Source organism: Negativibacillus massiliensis (assembly GCF_900148495.1).
Taxonomy (GTDB): Bacteria; Bacillota; Clostridia; order Oscillospirales; family Ruminococcaceae; genus Negativibacillus; species Negativibacillus massiliensis.
In genome coordinates this window covers 1,528,572-1,544,594 of the sequence record NZ_FTRU01000008.1, presented here as the reverse complement: position 1 = coordinate 1,544,594, position 16,023 = coordinate 1,528,572, and the positions used below count along the sequence as shown (strand labels likewise).

Here is a 16,023-nt window from a genome sequence, read left to right as displayed (position 1 = left end):
GAAAAACAATGGGTAAAACGGCATTTTTATTTGCAGGACAGGGCGCACAGTATACCGGAATGGGAAAAGATCTCTGTGAGTGCTCCAAGGCGGCTGCCAAGGTATTTGAAGCAGCTGATAAGGTACGGGAAAACACCTCTGAGCAGTGCTTTACAGCGCCGGTTGAGGAACTTTCCCAGACCATTAATACACAGCCGTGCGTTTACTGTGTGGATCTTGCAGCCGCAAGAGCTTTGGAAGAAGCAGGAGTTCACGCAGACGCAGTTGCAGGATTTTCTCTGGGAGAGGTAGCTGCGTTGACTTTTGCAGGAGCTTTTTCGGAGGAAGATGGTTTTTCTTTTGTTTGCCGCAGAGCAAAGGCAATGGATTATGCAGCACAGAAAAATCCAGCAGGAATGGCAGCAGTATTGAAGCTTGACAACGAAACAGTGGAAAAAATCTGTCAGGAGTTTGTAAGGGTTTATCCGGTCAACTATAACTGCCCTGGTCAGCTGGTTGCTGCCTGCGGAAAACCGGAACTGGAAGCGTTCTGCAACAGGGTTAAGGAATATAAGGGAAAAGCCGTTCCACTTGCAGTGAGCGGAGGATTCCATTCTCCATTTATGGACAGTGCACAGCAGGAACTTCATCATGAAATCGGTAATTATCATCTGAACGTTCCAAAGCTCCCGATCTATGCCAATATCACAGCGGAATGTTATCCACAGGATCAGCATGAGTGTGAGGAAATCCTTACTTCTCAGGTAACCCATCCGGTTCTCTGGGAAAAAACCATCCGAAATATGGTGGAGGAAGGCTTTACCACCTTTATCGAGGTAGGACCGGGAAAAACACTCAGCGGACTGGTCAAGAAGATCAATAAGGATGTTACTGTCTGCCGCGTGGAAAATAAAGAGACCCTGGAAGAAACACTTCGTGCTTTGGGAAAGGAAACATCGGAGGAATAGAAGATGGGAGAAAGAAAAACAGCTCTGGTCACCGGAGCTTCCAGAGGAATTGGCAGAGCGATTGCAGTCAGACTTGCAAAGGATGGATGCGATGTTGCGGTTATCTATGCTGGAAACAAGGAAGCTGCAGAGGAAACCTGCCGCATGATTGAAGAAAACGGTGCAAAAAGTTTGGCTATCTGCTGCGATGTGTCCGATCCACAGCAGTGTAAGGATATAGTCAAACAGGTGATGGATACCTTTGGCAGCATTGACATTCTGGTCAACAATGCAGGAATCACAAGGGATGCTCTGGTCCTTTCGATGAAGGAAGAAGATTTTCAGAAGGTTATCGACACCAATTTAAATGGTGCGTTTTATATGATTAAGAATACCTATCACGCTTTTATGAAGCGCAGAAAGGGACGTATTATCAACATCAGTTCCATTTCGGGCGTGATGGGAAATGCCGGTCAGGCAAATTATGCCGCTGCAAAAGCAGGATTGATCGGCATGACCAAGTCGGTTGCCAAGGAGCTTGCAGGCAGAGGAATTACCTGCAACGCAATTGCTCCGGGATTTATCCAGACCGACATGACCGCGGTTTTGTCCGATAAGGTAAAGGCAGCGGTTCAGGAACAGATTCCAATGAAGAAAATGGGGCTCGTCGACGATGTTGCAGCAGCTGTATCCTTCCTTGCAGGGGAAGAGTCCGGTTATATCACCGGTCAGGTGTTGTGCATTGACGGCGGATTGAGTATGTAAGAAAACGATAGTCCACACAGGAGGGACATAGATGAGACGAGTAGTAGTAACCGGTATGGGCGTTATTTCGCCGGTTGGAAACGATTTGGAAAGCTTCTGGAACAATTTGACAGAAGGAAAAAACGGTGTTGGCATGATCACCCGTTTTGATACCACCGAACAGAAGGTAAAGGTAGCGGCAGAAGTTAAGGACTTTGAGCCAACTAAATATATTGAAAAATCTCAGGTAAGAAAAACAGATCTGTTTGCTCAGTATGCGCTGGCAGCAGCAGTTCAGGCGATGGAAGATGCAGGACTTAAATCCGGCGAAAATATCGATGCAGAACGTCTGGGCGTTTATGTTGGTTCGGGTACCGGTGGTATTAACACCATTACAGAACAGTGCAATAAATTTGCACAAAGCGGTCCGAAACATATTTCTCCATTCCTGGTTCCGATGATGATTGGCAACATCGCAAGCGGCAGCATCGCAATCCGTTTTGATGCACAGGGACCAAATCTTCCAGTCGTTACCGCATGTGCAACTTCCACCCATGCAATCGGAGAAGCCTTCCATGCAATCTGTCATGGATATGCTGATGCCATCATCTCCGGCGGTGCAGAAGCTGCAATCAATGAGGTTGCTATCGCAGGTTTTGCAAACTGCAAAGCTCTGACTACCTGCGAAGATCCGGAATCTGCCTGCACACCATTTGACAAACGCAGAAGCGGATTTGTTATGGGTGAAGGTGCCGGCATCCTGGTGCTGGAAGAATACGAACATGCAAAAGCAAGAGGCGCGCACATCTATGCCGAAATGGTGGGATATGGAAATACCTGCGATGCTCACCACATTACTGCACCGCATCCAGAAGCAAAGGGTGCATCCAGAGCATTTAAACTGGCTTTGCAGGAAGCAGGCATTGAGGATCTTGAAAAAGAAACCATCTATATCAACGCACACGGCACCAGCACCCCATTAAATGATAAATCCGAGACACTGGCAATCAAACTGGGACTGGGTGAAGAAGCTGCAAGAAAAGCTTATATCAGCTCTACCAAGTCGATGACAGGACATATGCTGGGTGCAGCAGGTGCAGTAGAGGCAATCGCTTCGGTTATGACACTTAAAACCGGAATTATTGCACCAACAATTCACTATGAACAGCCAGATGAAGACTGTGATTTAAACTATGTACCAAACCAGGCAGTGAAAGCGGATGTAACACTTGCAATTTCCGATTCTCTGGGATTTGGCGGTCATAATGGATGCATCGCATTCAGCAAACTGAAAGACTAGGGGGAAGCAGTCGATGAACATTCAGGATATTAAGGAACTTGCAAAGATCATGCAGGAAACAGGGATCACCTCCCTGCATCTGACCGAAGGTGCACTGGATATTTCGATGGAACGAAACACTGCTGCTCCTGCACCTGCTGTCCAACCAGTAGCAGTTCAGGCTCCGGTAGCAGCACCAGTACCAGAAGTATCTGCTCCAACCGCTGAACCAGCTGCTGTAGAAGCACAGGCAGTAGGTACAACCATTGACTTTAACCATATCACTGAGGTCAAATCCCCGATGGTCGGTGTCTTCTATGCTGCACCTTCTCCGGATGCACAGCCTTATGTACAGGTTGGCTCCAAGGTAAAAAAGGGTGATGTGCTGTGCATTATCGAGGCAATGAAGCTGATGAATGAGATTACCGCAGAACAGGACGGCGAAATCGTGGACATCTGTGTTCAGAGCGGTCAGGTTGTTGAGTATTCCCAGACACTGTTTAAGATCTTTTAACGGAAGGAGAGCAAACACAATGACACAGGAAGAAATCAAGAAAATCCTTCCGCACAGAGACAATATGCTGCTGGTAGATGAAGCAGAGCTTTGTGAGGATGAAAAAGATGAACAGGGTCAGCCAACCAAGTGCCGCGGCTCCTATACCATCACCGGCGAGGAGTGGTTTTTGAAAGGTCACTTTCCGGGAAATCCGGTGGTTCCGGGTGTTGTACTGTGCGAGATGATGGCACAGACCTGCTGCGTACTGCTTGCAAGCAAATCGGAAAATGCAGGAAAAATCACCCCATATTTCACCAGCCTTGACAAGGTAAAATTCAGAAACAAGGTTCTCCCGGGAGATAAACTGGAAATTGAGTGCAAGCTGTTAAAAGTTCGGGAACCATTTTATTTTGCACAGGGAAAAGGATATGTCGGCGGAAAACTCTGTGTCTCCGGCGAATTCTCCTTTGCCTGCATCAAAGATTAATTATTGCAGAATGGAGGAAACGCATTTATGTTTTCAAAAATTCTGATTGCAAACCGCGGCGAGATCGCGGTCCGTATTATCCGCGCCTGCAAGGAAATGGGTATCTCCACCGTTGCAGTTTTTTCCGAGGCAGACAGGGAAGCACTTCATGTCAGCCTTGCAGATGAAAGCTACTGTATTGGACCTGCACCGGTTGGGGAAAGCTACCTCAATATGGCAGCGATTATTTCAGCAGCAATCTGTTCGGGTGCACAGGCAATCCATCCGGGCTACGGACTGCTTTCCGAGAATGCCCGTTTTGCAGCACTGTGCGAAGAGTGCAACATAACCTTTATCGGACCAAAGTCGGAAACCATTGCAAAGACCGGCGATAAGGACGAGGCAAGAAAAACCATGCGTGCTGCTGGCGTTCCGGTTATTCCGGGCTGTGATGCGGTTGCAGACGTGGAAGAAGCCAAAGCACAGGCTGAGAAAATCGGTTTTCCGCTGTTGATCAAGGCTAGAGCCGGCGGTGGTGGACGCGGTATCCGTCTGGTCAAGGAAGCATCTGAGCTGGAAGCAGCTTATCAAAACGCTTCCAGAGAGGCTTTAAGTGCCTTTGGAGACGGCGGCGTTTATATGGAAAAGTATCTGTATCCGGCAAAACATATCGAGATGCAGATCCTTTGTGATAACTTTGGAAATGTGGTATGCTTGGGAGAAAGGGAATGTTCGATCCAGCGCAAGAACCAGAAGCTGATTGAGGAATGTCCATCCTCTGCAATTGACCAGAAAACCAGAGAAAAAATGATCGAGGTTGCGACCAAAGCGGCAAAGGCGGTTAACTACCGGAATGCAGGAACGGTTGAATTTTTGTTTGATCGGGATGGAAACTTCTACTTTATGGAAATGAATACCCGTCTGCAGGTAGAGCATACCGTTACTGAGATGGTGACCGGATACGATCTGGTAAAATGGCAGATTCGTATTGCGGCAGGGCAGAAGCTGGAATTCTCTCAGAAAAATGTTCACTTAAACGGTCATGCAATCGAGTGCCGCATCAATGCAGAAAATCCAGAACTGAATTTCCGTCCAAGCTGCGGCAGAGTTACCCTGCTCCATGTTCCAGGGGGACCATGGGTACGTTTTGATACAGCATTGTATCAGGATTATTTTGTTCCGCCGTACTATGATTCGATGATCGGAAAACTGATTGTTTTTGCAAAGACAAGGGAAGAAGCAATCCGTAAGATTCAGGCAGCACTTTGCGAGCTGGTCATTGAAGGTGTCGATCACAACAGTGAGCTGCACATGGAGCTGTTAAATGATCCGGAATTTAAGTCTGGAGATTATTATACCGATTTTATGGCAAAGAGAAGCCGGTAAGATTACCGGTTTTCTTTGCATAATGGAAACGCGGGACGTTCCCGCTTCAGAAAGAGAGGGTGTCCATGCTTTCGAAAAAACTGTTTCAGAAACCGAAAAATGATTTGGAAAATCCAGGACGCAGCACCAAAGAAAGTCATCCGTCAGTTCCGGATGAACTGTGCTTGTCCTGTCCGAAATGCAAAAATATCCTGTTTGTCAGTGACTTAGCCGAGGAGTACAGCACCTGTCCAAAATGCGGCCATCTGTTTCGGATGAACGCCCGTCAGCGTATCAGCATGATTGCAGATGACAAAAGCTTTGTTGAGCATGATCGCGATATGCACTCGGTCAATGTACTGGATTTTCCAGGTTATGAAAATAAATTAAAGCACGCAGTCTTAAACAGCCGTGAAACAGAGGGTGTTGTCTGCGGAAGCTGTACCATCGGTTCTTATCCTTGCTGTTTGTTTGTAATGGAGTCCGGATTTATGATGGGCAGTATGGGTTCGGTGGTCGGCGAAAAGATCACGAGATTGTTTGAATATGCGACCAAACATTCCCTTCCGGTTATCGGCTACACCGTTTCCGGTGGCGCCCGGATGCAGGAAGGTATCCTGTCATTGATGCAGATGGCAAAAACCAGCGGTGCGGTCAAACGACACAGTGATGCAGGAAACCTGTATGTAACTTTCCTGACCGATCCAACAACAGGCGGTGTATCGGCAAGCTTTGCGATGGAGGGGGATATTATCCTTGCAGAACCAGGCGCATTGATTGGCTTTGCTGGTCCGCGAGTTATCGAACAAACAATCCGTCAAAAGCTGCCAGAAGGGTTCCAGAGGGCGGAATTTTTACAGGAAAAAGGCTTTGTGGATGCAATCGTAGAGCGTCCGCAGCAGAAAGAATATCTGACAAAGATTCTGGCACTGCACACACCGTTTGTGCACAAAGAAGAACGAGAGGAGGCAAGTGCGGATGGAAGCTTATAAAAGGGTAGCGGCGGCAAGAGCAAAAGGCCGCCCGAGTGGAAATGACTTTATCCAGAATATTCTGGAAGGATTTTTAGAATTTCATGGCGACCGCCGCTTTGCCGACGATCAGGCAATTGTTGCCGGAGTGGGTTGGCTGTATGATATGCCGGTCACTGCGATTGCGATTGACCGCGGAAAGGATACCAAGGATAAAATCAAACGAAATTTTGGCTCCGCACATCCGGAAGGCTATCGAAAAGCTCTGAGACAGATGAAGCTTGCTGAAAAATTTAACCGTCCGGTTATCTGTTTTGTGGATACAGCGGGTGCATATTGTGGTATCGGTGCAGAGGAGCGCGGACAGGCGCAGGCCATTGCGGAAAATCTGATGGAAATGATGACACTGAAGGTACCGATTATCTCCATTCTGGTGGGAGAAGGCGGAAGCGGCGGTGCTTTGGGGCTTGCAGTATCGGATGAGGTGTGGATGCTGGAGAACGCAGTTTATTCGGTAATTTCACCGGAAGGATGTGCAAGTATCCTGTGGAAGGATGCAAGCAAAACCAAAGAAGCAGCACAGTGTTTGAAGCTGACTGCAGAAGAACTGCTCAATTTAAAAGTGGTAGAGCGCGCAATTCGTGAGCCAAAAGACCCGAAAGAAGGATTTGATAAGCTTTACCTTCGCCTGAAAAAAGACCTGTACAGCGCACTGACACAGGGAAAACGCCTGTCTCCTCAGGAGTTGACAGAGCGTCGTTATCAAAGATTTCGCAGAATGGGGGCGATTGAGGAATGATCCGCATAGTAACAGACAGCACGGTCAATGTGACCAGAGCACAGGCTGCAAAATTGGGACTTCAGGTGCTGCCGATGGGATATATGGTGGACGGTCAGCGCTACCTGGAAACTTACACCGACTGTAATGGAAGTTTTGAGGCACTGCTGCAATCGAAAAACTTTTTGACCAGCCAAGTGTCGTTTGAAAGCTTTGTTTCCTGTTTTTCAGAGAGCATTCGACGCGGAGATGAGGTACTGTGTATTGTTATTTCTTCCCGTTTGAGCGGAACCTATCGTAATGCTTTTGCTGCAGCGGCACAGATCAATTCTGCTTTCCCACAGGGACAGGAAAAGGTCATTGTAGTGGATTCTCTGTCCACAGCTGGCGGCATGCTGCTTCTGTGTGAGGAAGCAATTAAAATGATTGGACAAAAGCTGACACTTCATCAGCTGGCACAGCAGGTGGAGGAATGCAGAAAGAAAATCAGTGTGGTATTTTCTTTGGACAGTATGGATGCCTTGCGTAAGAGCGGAAGAATTGGCATTGTGCGTCAATCGGTCAGCACGATTTTGAATATTCGTCCATTGCTTCGTTGTCAGGATGGTGCCGTTGTCTCACTGGGAACAGTCAGAGGCCGTATGGAACAGATCCGTAAGATGATGCAGGAAATCAAACATACTCCGGAACGAATTGCTCTGAATGTTCCGCAGCAGAGTGCTTCTTTGCCTATGCTGGAACAGGAATTAAAAGAAAAGTTTCCAGGAGTATTCATTGAAAAAAATGATTTTGGTCCGGTGCTCAGCCATCACCTAGGAAGAGGACTGTTGGCATTAAGCTGGATTGAGAAATAACAAATACACCCAACCGTATTTCTATCAGAAGAAAGATGGTTTGGGTGTTTTTTTATGCAAAAAATATTCTTTTTCGAGGAAGAAAATAAAAAACGTTGATTTTTATTAGAAAAATCTTCTTGTGCAGTATGCTTATTAAAACACATGTAAAATGAACACTGTGTGTATAAATGAAATGAATCAAAGAGAATAAAAAAGGATACTATTAAAAAAATCTATATTGATTGTTAAAAAAACATCATATTTGATTCAAAATGGCAGAAATAAATAAAAATTGTAAATAAGCAAACGGTAGTCAATTGAAAAAATTCATATAAGGGCCTTTTGGATATTTTGCAAATTGAAGTGAATTTTTTATTTCGCTAAAATGTAAACGATGTGTTAAAAGAGTCATAAATTGTCTCTTTTGGAAAAGTATTTAGGAGGGTCAATCATGAAAAAACTGATCAGTTTGCTTCTGACAGCAGCGATGCTTGCAAGCTTTGCGCTGACAGGCTGCGGCAGTGGTTCCACTGAAACAACAACGGCAGAGGGAGGACAGACAACGGAAGAAACAACCCAGGAGGAAACTTCTTCTGATGACAAAAAGGTTTTTGTTTATCCGGCAGACCAGGATGTTTCCAATCTGCTTCCATCTTCTGGTGGTTCGGATTCTGTTGCTGTTATGTACAAACCACTTTATGATCCGCTTTATATCATCAACAATGCTGAAACCAGATATTATCTGGTCGATAAACTGGAAGTGTCGGATGACGGCTTAAACATCAAACTGCATTTTAACGAAAATGCAAAATGGCATGATGGAGAGCCAGTTACCGTAGATGACCTTCTGTTTACTTTAAAATATTTTACAGAGGGTGCAACCAAAACCAGCACAACCTATACCAAAATCAATGGTGAAGATGTTGTTTATGAAAAAGTGGATGACTACAATGTCAACATCACACTTCCATCTTACCTGAGTAAATTTGTTACCACCCTTGGAAGACTCTGCATCTACCCAGAACATGTGTTTAATGGGGATGTTACCACTGTTGAGACTTCGGACGCTGCAATGCAGGGAATCGGAAACGGTCCATTCAAACTCAAAGAATGGAACAAAGGCGAAAATATTATTTACGAAAAGAATACCGATTATTACCGTGGCGAAGCAAAAATCGATGAACTGATCATGAAGATTATCCCGGATAGTTCTGCAAAAGAAGTTGCATTCCAGAGCGGAGAAGTTTCCTGTCTGAGAATTTCCAGCAAAGAAAAATATGAGAAATACTCTGCAGATGAAAACTACGAAATCTATGATACACCAGAGTGTCGTGTAAACTATTTCACCTGCAACCCAGTGAGCAGCAAAATTACATCTAAAGAAGCAAGAGAAGCTATTTTCTATGCAATCAATCTGGATGAGATCATGGATACTGTTTATGGTTCGGATATTATGAGCCAGCCGGGTAAGACCGTATTCTGCGATCAGAACCTCTATTTTGCAAAAGAGATGGAAAACTACCCATACGATTTGGAAAAAGCAAAAGAACTGGCAAAAGAGAGCGGTCTGGATCAGGTAACCCTGAAATATATCTACAACAATCAGCGAGTTGGTATGCCGGAAGTAGCAATTGTTATTCAGCAGCAGCTGAAAGCAGCAGGCATCAATGTAGAGCTTCAGGCTATGGATTCCCCATCCTTCTTCTCAATGTTCTTCCAGTGGACAAGCGGTGATGCATCGACTGAATGGGATCTGGGAACCAATGGTTGGGATTCCTTACAGGGTGACCCATCGACTCAGATCGTAATGTATGCTACAAATCCACAGGTAACTAACTGCAGCCAGGAAACAATTGATATGATCAATGCGGCAATCGCAGAACCAAATGAAGAACTGCGCGAACAGAAATTCTTAGAATTCCAGCAGCTGATTCAGGACGACTTTACCATCTACCCAATTTCCTGTCCAAACTATGTTTGGGTCACTCAGAAAGGTGTAACCGGACTGGATACCATCAACTCCATGGTACCATTTGAAGATTGGACATTGATTGATGTAGCGTAATAAAGAAAAAGTTAGTAAAAGGCCTCTCCATTCAGGGGAGGCTTATTTACAATGTAAAGATGATGGGATTTTAAGCAGAAATGCGGGGGAATTTGAAATGAAAAAATTTTGTCTGAAGAGAGTGGTAGAATCAGTCATTGTTCTGATTCTGATCTCTTTCTTCTCATTTGGGGTTATCGAACTTGCCCCAGGTGATATTTCTTCCATGTATATTTCTCCTACAATGACCGAAGAGGAGAAACAGGCCACCATTGAAAAATTAGGGCTTGACCGAAGCATGGGAGAACGCTATGTTGAGTGGTTTAAAGGCGTGCTGCAGGGAGATTTTGGTGTTTCACTTTCCAACAAACGTCCGGTAGCAGAACAGTTTGCGGAAAAGCTTCCAGCAACAATCCTTTTGATGAGTGTATCATTGGCTCTTTCCTTGGTTATATCTATTCCTCTAGGGCTAATAGCAGGACTAAAGAAAAATACGATTATTGACCGGATTATCAATCTGATTGCCTATATCGGGGTATCGATTCCTTCCTTCTGGCTTGCGATGGTCATGATTATCGTATTTTCCCTGAAACTGCGTTTGCTGCCATCCTCGGGTATGCATACAATCGGTGTGGATAGCGCGTGGGATACCATCAAACATCTGATTATGCCTGCCTTTACCCTCTGTATTGGAAACCTTGCAACATTTACCCGATATATTCGTTCCAATACAATCGGTCAGCTGGAAGAAGAGTATGTGTTGACCGCAAAATCCAAGGGAACCAGCAAAGGAAAGATTTTGTTCCGTCATGTCTTAAAAAACTGTCTGCTCCCGATCATCACACTGATAGGAATGCGTCTTGCATCGCTGGTAGTTGGTTCTTTTATTATCGAATCTATCTTTGGCTGGCCAGGACTTGGAACACTGGGAATGTCCGCAATTCAGTCCCGTGACTATCCAATGATTATGGCTTATACAATGCTGTCGGGAACGATTCTGGTTTTGGGCAACTTCCTGGCAGACATTTTGTATGCATTTGCAGATCCAAGAATTAAACAAGGAATGGGTGAAGCACATGGAAGATAAAGCAATCAAGATAAACACAAGCAATGTTCTTCCAGATGACGCATTTGAAGACGTTGTAAAAGAAAAACAGCCAGCAGGTACAAGTTACGACCGAGGACTGTGGTATGATATCTGCCGTAGCTTTAAAGAAAACAAGGTTGCACTGGTTTGTCTGATTATCCTGATTATTATTGCAATTGCTTCTTTGTTGGCACCTTTGTCCCCTTATGATCCGGATGCAATCGATGCAACCCAGAAGCTTTTGCCTCCATCCAAAGAACATTGGTTTGGCACCGACGATTTTGGCAGGGATTATTTTACAAGAGCTCTCTACGGAGGACGTGTTTCGCTGACTGTGGGTCTGGCATCCATGATCTGTACCACGATTATTGGTACTCTGATTGGAACATTCAGCGGATATAAGGGTGGAAAACTCGATATGGTTCTGATGCGATTTACCGACATTTTCCTTGCATTGCCAAGCTTTTTGCTGATGGTTGTGCTCAACACCCTGTTTTCTCCAGGCATGGTAACACTGATTGCGGTTTTAAGCTTGTTCAGCTGGGCATCCGTTGCCCGTATTACCCGTGCAGAAACAATGTCTTTGAAGCAGAAAGACTTTGTGCTTGCGGCAAAAAGCATGGGAGCAAGCCACACCGAGATTATTTTTAAACACATTATCCCAAATATGAGCGCATCCATTATTGTAGCGGGAAGCCTTGGTGTTGCGGGCGCAATTTTGACAGAGTCATCCTTAAGCTTTTTGGGATTGGGTGTTCAGCTTCCGCAGTCTTCCTGGGGAAGTATGCTTCAGCTTGCACAGAAATATATTCTGGATCGTCCGAGCATGGCAGTTTTTCCCGGTCTTTTGATTTTATTTACAGTACTTAGTTTTAATATTATCGGCGATGTCCTGCGCAATGCGCTGGAGCCGAAAATGATTAAGTAAAGGAGGTTGACTTGATGGAACAGTTATTGAAGGTAGAAAATCTTCGGGTTTCCTATCATAGCTATGCAGGCGAAGTTCAGTCGGTGCGCGGAGTCAGCTTCGAAGTGAATAAAGGAGAGACAGTCGCTGTTGTAGGAGAATCCGGCTGCGGAAAATCGGTTACTTCCAAAGCGATTATGGGTCTGATTCAGTGCCCTCCGGGAGAGATCAAAGAGGGAAGTCATATCTATTTTGAAAATCAGGACCTGCTTTCTTTTCAGGAAAAACAGTGGGAGAAATACCGCGGTGCAGAGTGCTCCATGATTTTTCAGGATGCTTTGACTTCGTTAAATCCTACCATGAACATCGGAAATCAGATTATTGAAAATATCACCAATCATAAAAACGTTACAAAATTGGAAGCGAAAAAAGAGGCAATCCGCCTGCTGGAACTGGTAGGAATTCCAGAGCCGGCTGCCAGAATCAAGCAGTATCCGCATGAGCTTTCCGGAGGCATGCGTCAGAGGGTCATGATTGCGATTGCACTTGCCTGCAATCCAAAACTGCTGATTGCGGATGAGCCGACCACAGCGCTGGATGTAACCATTCAGGCACAGATCATCGATCTGATTAAGCAGCTTCAGCAAAAGCTTGGAACATCGGTTATCCTGATTACCCATGACTTAGGGGTCGTCGCAGATATTGCACACAGAATTGTTGTCATGTATTCCGGTAAGGTAGTGGAACAGGGAAGCAGTGAGGACATTTTCTATCGACCAAAGCATCCATATACCTGGGCATTGCTGAAAGCAGTTCCGCGCCTAGATTTACAGAACAAGCAGCAGCTTGTTTCCATTGAAGGAATGCCGCCTGATTTGATCACACCTCCTGTAGGATGTCCTTTTGCAGAACGTTGTCCGCATACCATGAAGATTTGTCAGACAACACCACCGCCCACCTATCATTTTGAGGATGGACATGAAGCAAGCTGCTGGCTGCATCATCCACAATGTAGGAAGGAAAACTTACCATTTGTTGCAGGAGGTGGACAGGAATGCCAGGAGTAAAAGACAGTGAAGTAGTGCTGAAAGTAGAGCATCTGAAAAAATATTTCCCGATGGGAAAACATGCTGTTTTAAAAGCAGTGGATGATGTTTCTTTTGAAATGAAGCGCGGAGAAACATTAGGAATTGTAGGAGAATCCGGCTGTGGAAAGACAACCTGCGGACGTACCGTAATCGGTTTATATGATAAAACGGATGGAACAGTGTTGTACAAGGGAAAAGATGTTCATGCGATGAAGGGAAATGAACGAAAGGCATTTACCAAAGAAGTGCAGATGATCTTTCAGGACCCCTATGCATCTTTGGACCCGCGCTTAAAGGTAAACCAGATTGTCGGAGAAGGAATGCGTATCCACAAGATGTATTCGAGCAACGCAGAAATTCAGGACCGAGTGTTTGAGCTTCTGGATCAGGTTGGACTGAATCGGGAACATGCAAGCAGATATGTCCATGAATTTTCCGGTGGACAGCGTCAGAGAATCGGCATTGCAAGGGCACTGGCACTTGATCCGGAATTCATTCTCTGCGATGAACCGATCTCTGCACTGGATGTTTCCATTCAGGCACAGATCATCAACCTCTTGATCCGCCTGCAGCAGGAAAGAGGTTTGACCTATCTTTTTATCGCGCATGACCTTTCGATGGTAAAGCATATTTCTGACCGTGTAGGGGTTATGTATCTCGGTACTATGGTAGAGATGACCACTTCAGAAGAACTTTATACTAATCCCGCACATCCATATACCAAAGCGTTGCTTTCTGCAATTCCGATTCCGGACCCAAAGGTAGAACACGAAAGACAGCGCATTATGCTCAGTGGAGACGTTCCAAGCCCGATCAATCCTGCTCCTGGATGCCGCTTTAAGGGAAGATGTCCTTATGCAAGCGCAAAATGTTCGCAGGAAACTCCTGTACTGCATGAGATTGCACCAAAGCATTATGTAGCGTGCCATCTTTATTAGGTCGATTCATCCTAAAGGATATATGAAATGGAGGTTATTTTGATGGAAGTTATTAAGACCCTTCCGGCTATTTTTGAAGAGTTCAGTGAACAGCGCCGCAATTCTTTTCTGCACGCGTATGAGACCAAACAGAAAAACATCCCGTTTGTCGGTACTTTTTGCACCTACACTCCAACCGAGGTGATCATGGCATCCGGAGCAATTCCAGTAGGATTATGTTCTTTTTCGGATGAAACGATTGCAGAGGCAGAACAGGACCTTCCACGAAATCTTTGTCCATTAATCAAATCCAGCTACGGATTTGCTAAGACACAGAAATGTCCATTCTTCTATTTTTCTGATCTGATTATAGGGGAGACAACCTGTGACGGAAAAAAGAAAATGTATGAAATGCTTGGAAAAATCAAGGATACCTATATCATGGAGCTTCCAAACCGCCAGTCTCCGATGGGAAGAAAACTCTGGAGGGAAGAGATTGTTGCACTGAAAGAGAAACTGGAAGAAAAATTCGGTGTAACCATCACAGAGGAAAAGCTTCGGGAACAGGTAAAACTTTCTAACCAAAATCGTCTGGCACTGCGTCATTTCTATGAGCTGATGAAACTGGACCCACCACCGATGGCAGGGGCGGATCTGTACAGTGTTCTGTACGGCTCCAGCTTTAAATTTGAGCGAAAGAAAGCGATCGATGAGGTAAATGCCCTCACAGAACGCATCCAGAAAGAATACGACGAAGGAAATCGTCCTATTCCAAAACGTCCTCGTATTCTGGTTACCGGTTGTCCGATTGGCGGAAACGCAATGAAGGTTGTAAAGAGTATTGAAGCAAACGGCGGAAATGTTGTTTGCTTTGAAAATTGCGGCGGCGCAAAATCGGTGGACGAACTGGTGGATGAAAATGCAGAAGATATCTACCAGGCAATCGCAGATCGCTATTTGAATATTGGATGTTCCTGTATGACACCAAACGAAAATCGTCTGAAACTGATGGGACGTCTGCTGGAAGAATATAAAATCGACGCAGTCGTTGAGGTTATTTTGCAGGCATGTCATACATATAATGTGGAGGCATACCAGATCAAACAGTTTGTTACTTCCAAAGGTTTGCCATATATGTGTGTAGAGACAGATTACTCATCTTCGGATGTAGGACAGCTCAATACCCGTTGTGCTGCTTTTATTGAGATGCTGTAAACTTATGATGATAAAGAAAAAGCTCAGTCTAAGTTTTTACTTGGACTGAGCTTTTTGTTACTGTTTCGTCTGTTCTTTTTTATTGTAGCGGTCGATCCAGATATTGGCGATGGACAGAGCTTCGTACAATCCATCACGTTCTGCCTTATTTAGGATGCGCTCCTTAAGCGGCAGGGTTTCATCGGTCAGAATCAGCTGGACAACAACCTTGTTTGCCATATTCATTCCGTGAGCCGGAGTCTGGCTTTTAATCTGGAGATGTGCAACGCACTTGTCTCCCATGCTTCCGTAATATAAAGTTTCTCCACTGCGGACAAGGGGTCTTCCCTTATACATCAAAAATTCCTGTGGCATAATAAAAACTCCCTTCCAGTATAATCAGTTTTGGAACCTCTTTTGACAAAAAAAGCGGATAGCCCCCTTTTTGGCCATCCGCACCTTCTTTTTGCAAAAAATTAAAGTCCCAGCTTCCAAGATGATCCTGGCAGAATTATTCTCCCAGATAGGATTTTACCAGAATCTGCAAAAGTTCATCCCGGTCGATTCGCCGAATCAGGCTGCGGGCATTGTTGTAGGTGGTGATATAGGTCGGGTCTTCCGAAAGAATATAGCCGACGATCTGATTGATCGGGTTGTATCCTTTTTGTCTGAGTGCATCGTAAATGATGGTCAGAGTTTTTTTGATTTCCTTTTCCTTGTCATCATGCAGCGAAAAAGAGATCGTTGGTTCGTGCATATATGATACCTCCGCTTCCCCCTCACCACAATGGGTCAAGGGCTTGATTAGTCAACAAAGACTTTCTGGTTTGCGATACTTCATAACACACTTCTATCATACCGCAATTGCGCTAATTTTTCAACCAATTCGGGTGATTTTATTCTATTTTCTATAATAAATCCACTG

At 45.0% G+C, this 16,023-nt stretch carries 17 protein-coding genes; 15 read left to right on the top strand and 2 right to left on the bottom strand.

Going from position 1 to position 16,023, the window contains the following annotated elements:
* Positions 1 to 8: 8 nt before the first annotated feature.
* The 15 genes from BQ5375_RS13275 to BQ5375_RS13205 all read left to right on the top strand — a co-directional run bounded on the left by BQ5375_RS13275 (position 9) and on the right by BQ5375_RS13205 (position 15,119).
* Positions 9 to 947 carry an ACP S-malonyltransferase gene (locus BQ5375_RS13275; protein ID WP_022133727.1) on the top strand — a complete coding sequence of 313 codons (939 nt, stop codon included), beginning with the start codon at positions 9 to 11 and terminating at the stop codon, positions 945 to 947.
* 3 nt (positions 948 to 950) lie between these two features.
* On the top strand, positions 951 to 1,691 hold the full coding sequence (gene fabG / locus BQ5375_RS13270; protein ID WP_022133728.1) for a 3-oxoacyl-[acyl-carrier-protein] reductase: 741 nt from the start codon (positions 951 to 953) through the stop codon (positions 1,689 to 1,691).
* Positions 1,692 to 1,722: 31 nt separating this feature from the next.
* Positions 1,723 to 2,970 (top strand): beta-ketoacyl-ACP synthase II, encoded by a 1,248-nt coding sequence (fabF, locus tag BQ5375_RS13265; protein ID WP_022133729.1) that lies wholly within the window; start codon positions 1,723 to 1,725, stop codon positions 2,968 to 2,970.
* 13 nt (positions 2,971 to 2,983) lie between these two features.
* Positions 2,984 to 3,463, top strand: a complete 480-nt coding sequence (gene accB / locus BQ5375_RS13260; protein ID WP_076918064.1) for an acetyl-CoA carboxylase biotin carboxyl carrier protein — start codon at positions 2,984 to 2,986, stop codon at positions 3,461 to 3,463.
* A 19-nt stretch (positions 3,464 to 3,482) separates the two neighbouring features.
* Complete coding sequence (fabZ, locus tag BQ5375_RS13255; RefSeq protein WP_022133731.1) at positions 3,483 to 3,932, top strand: 3-hydroxyacyl-ACP dehydratase FabZ; 450 nt, start codon at positions 3,483 to 3,485, stop codon at positions 3,930 to 3,932.
* A 27-nt stretch (positions 3,933 to 3,959) separates the two neighbouring features.
* A complete protein-coding gene (accC, locus tag BQ5375_RS13250) occupies positions 3,960 to 5,297 on the top strand; it encodes an acetyl-CoA carboxylase biotin carboxylase subunit (protein WP_076918063.1) in 1,338 nt (445 codons plus the stop codon).
* Between the two features lie 65 nt (positions 5,298 to 5,362).
* Positions 5,363 to 6,268, top strand: a complete 906-nt coding sequence (gene accD / locus BQ5375_RS13245; RefSeq protein WP_076918062.1) for an acetyl-CoA carboxylase, carboxyltransferase subunit beta — start codon at positions 5,363 to 5,365, stop codon at positions 6,266 to 6,268.
* The gene (locus tag BQ5375_RS13240; RefSeq protein WP_076918061.1) at positions 6,255 to 7,046 is read left to right on the top strand and encodes an acetyl-CoA carboxylase carboxyltransferase subunit alpha; all 792 of its coding nucleotides are present in this window, start codon (positions 6,255 to 6,257) and stop codon (positions 7,044 to 7,046) included. The genes accD and BQ5375_RS13240 overlap by 14 nt, the downstream gene beginning before the upstream one ends.
* Entirely contained in the window at positions 7,043 to 7,879 is an 837-nt protein-coding gene (locus tag BQ5375_RS13235; protein ID WP_022133734.1) for a DegV family protein, read from the top strand. The genes BQ5375_RS13240 and BQ5375_RS13235 overlap by 4 nt, the downstream gene beginning before the upstream one ends.
* A gap of 433 nt (positions 7,880 to 8,312) precedes the next feature.
* On the top strand, positions 8,313 to 9,926 hold the full coding sequence (locus BQ5375_RS13230; RefSeq protein WP_022133735.1) for an ABC transporter substrate-binding protein: 1,614 nt from the start codon (positions 8,313 to 8,315) through the stop codon (positions 9,924 to 9,926).
* Positions 9,927 to 10,023: 97 nt separating this feature from the next.
* A complete protein-coding gene (locus tag BQ5375_RS13225) occupies positions 10,024 to 10,992 on the top strand; it encodes an ABC transporter permease (RefSeq protein ID WP_022133736.1) in 969 nt (322 codons plus the stop codon).
* A complete protein-coding gene (locus tag BQ5375_RS13220) occupies positions 10,982 to 11,920 on the top strand; it encodes an ABC transporter permease (RefSeq protein WP_022133737.1) in 939 nt (312 codons plus the stop codon). The genes BQ5375_RS13225 and BQ5375_RS13220 overlap by 11 nt, the downstream gene beginning before the upstream one ends.
* A 14-nt stretch (positions 11,921 to 11,934) precedes the next feature.
* Entirely contained in the window at positions 11,935 to 12,966 is a 1,032-nt protein-coding gene (locus BQ5375_RS13215) for an ABC transporter ATP-binding protein (protein WP_022133738.1), read from the top strand.
* Positions 12,954 to 13,925, top strand: a complete 972-nt coding sequence (locus BQ5375_RS13210; protein ID WP_022133739.1) for an ABC transporter ATP-binding protein — start codon at positions 12,954 to 12,956, stop codon at positions 13,923 to 13,925. The genes BQ5375_RS13215 and BQ5375_RS13210 overlap by 13 nt, the downstream gene beginning before the upstream one ends.
* Before the next feature lie 42 nt (positions 13,926 to 13,967).
* A complete protein-coding gene (locus BQ5375_RS13205) occupies positions 13,968 to 15,119 on the top strand; it encodes a double-cubane-cluster-containing anaerobic reductase (protein WP_022133740.1) in 1,152 nt (383 codons plus the stop codon).
* Between the two features lie 57 nt (positions 15,120 to 15,176).
* Here BQ5375_RS13205 and BQ5375_RS13200 read toward each other — a convergent pair whose 3' ends face one another.
* Together BQ5375_RS13200 and BQ5375_RS13195 are read right to left on the bottom strand one after the other, a co-directional pair.
* Positions 15,177 to 15,473 (bottom strand): hypothetical protein, encoded by a 297-nt coding sequence (locus BQ5375_RS13200; protein WP_022133741.1) that lies wholly within the window; start codon positions 15,471 to 15,473, stop codon positions 15,177 to 15,179.
* A 136-nt stretch (positions 15,474 to 15,609) separates the two neighbouring features.
* Positions 15,610 to 15,855 (bottom strand): IreB family regulatory phosphoprotein, encoded by a 246-nt coding sequence (locus BQ5375_RS13195; protein ID WP_022117325.1) that lies wholly within the window; start codon positions 15,853 to 15,855, stop codon positions 15,610 to 15,612.
* Positions 15,856 to 16,023: the final 168 nt, after the last annotated feature.

Excerpts from the sequence above, each read along its gene's own strand:
- fabZ (WP_022133731.1), top strand. The coding sequence starts at position 3,483 with ATGACACAGGAAGAAATCAAGAAAATCCTTCCGCACAGAGACAATATG.
- BQ5375_RS13205 (WP_022133740.1), top strand. The coding sequence starts at position 13,968 with ATGGAAGTTATTAAGACCCTTCCGGCTATTTTTGAAGAGTTCAGTGAA.
- BQ5375_RS13220 (WP_022133737.1), top strand. The coding sequence starts at position 10,982 with ATGGAAGATAAAGCAATCAAGATAAACACAAGCAATGTTCTTCCAGAT.
- BQ5375_RS13230 (WP_022133735.1), top strand. The coding sequence starts at position 8,313 with ATGAAAAAACTGATCAGTTTGCTTCTGACAGCAGCGATGCTTGCAAGC.
- BQ5375_RS13235 (WP_022133734.1), top strand. The coding sequence starts at position 7,043 with ATGATCCGCATAGTAACAGACAGCACGGTCAATGTGACCAGAGCACAG.
- BQ5375_RS13215 (WP_022133738.1), top strand. The coding sequence starts at position 11,935 with ATGGAACAGTTATTGAAGGTAGAAAATCTTCGGGTTTCCTATCATAGC.
- BQ5375_RS13210 (WP_022133739.1), top strand. The coding sequence starts at position 12,954 with ATGCCAGGAGTAAAAGACAGTGAAGTAGTGCTGAAAGTAGAGCATCTG.
- accB (WP_076918064.1), top strand. The coding sequence starts at position 2,984 with ATGAACATTCAGGATATTAAGGAACTTGCAAAGATCATGCAGGAAACA.
- accD (WP_076918062.1), top strand. The coding sequence starts at position 5,363 with ATGCTTTCGAAAAAACTGTTTCAGAAACCGAAAAATGATTTGGAAAAT.
- fabF (WP_022133729.1), top strand. The coding sequence starts at position 1,723 with ATGAGACGAGTAGTAGTAACCGGTATGGGCGTTATTTCGCCGGTTGGA.
- accC (WP_076918063.1), top strand. The coding sequence starts at position 3,960 with ATGTTTTCAAAAATTCTGATTGCAAACCGCGGCGAGATCGCGGTCCGT.
- BQ5375_RS13195 (WP_022117325.1), bottom strand. The coding sequence starts at position 15,855 with ATGCACGAACCAACGATCTCTTTTTCGCTGCATGATGACAAGGAAAAG.
- BQ5375_RS13240 (WP_076918061.1), top strand. The coding sequence starts at position 6,255 with ATGGAAGCTTATAAAAGGGTAGCGGCGGCAAGAGCAAAAGGCCGCCCG.
- BQ5375_RS13200 (WP_022133741.1), bottom strand. The coding sequence starts at position 15,473 with ATGCCACAGGAATTTTTGATGTATAAGGGAAGACCCCTTGTCCGCAGT.
- BQ5375_RS13275 (WP_022133727.1), top strand. The coding sequence starts at position 9 with ATGGGTAAAACGGCATTTTTATTTGCAGGACAGGGCGCACAGTATACC.
- fabG (WP_022133728.1), top strand. The coding sequence starts at position 951 with ATGGGAGAAAGAAAAACAGCTCTGGTCACCGGAGCTTCCAGAGGAATT.
- BQ5375_RS13225 (WP_022133736.1), top strand. The coding sequence starts at position 10,024 with ATGAAAAAATTTTGTCTGAAGAGAGTGGTAGAATCAGTCATTGTTCTG.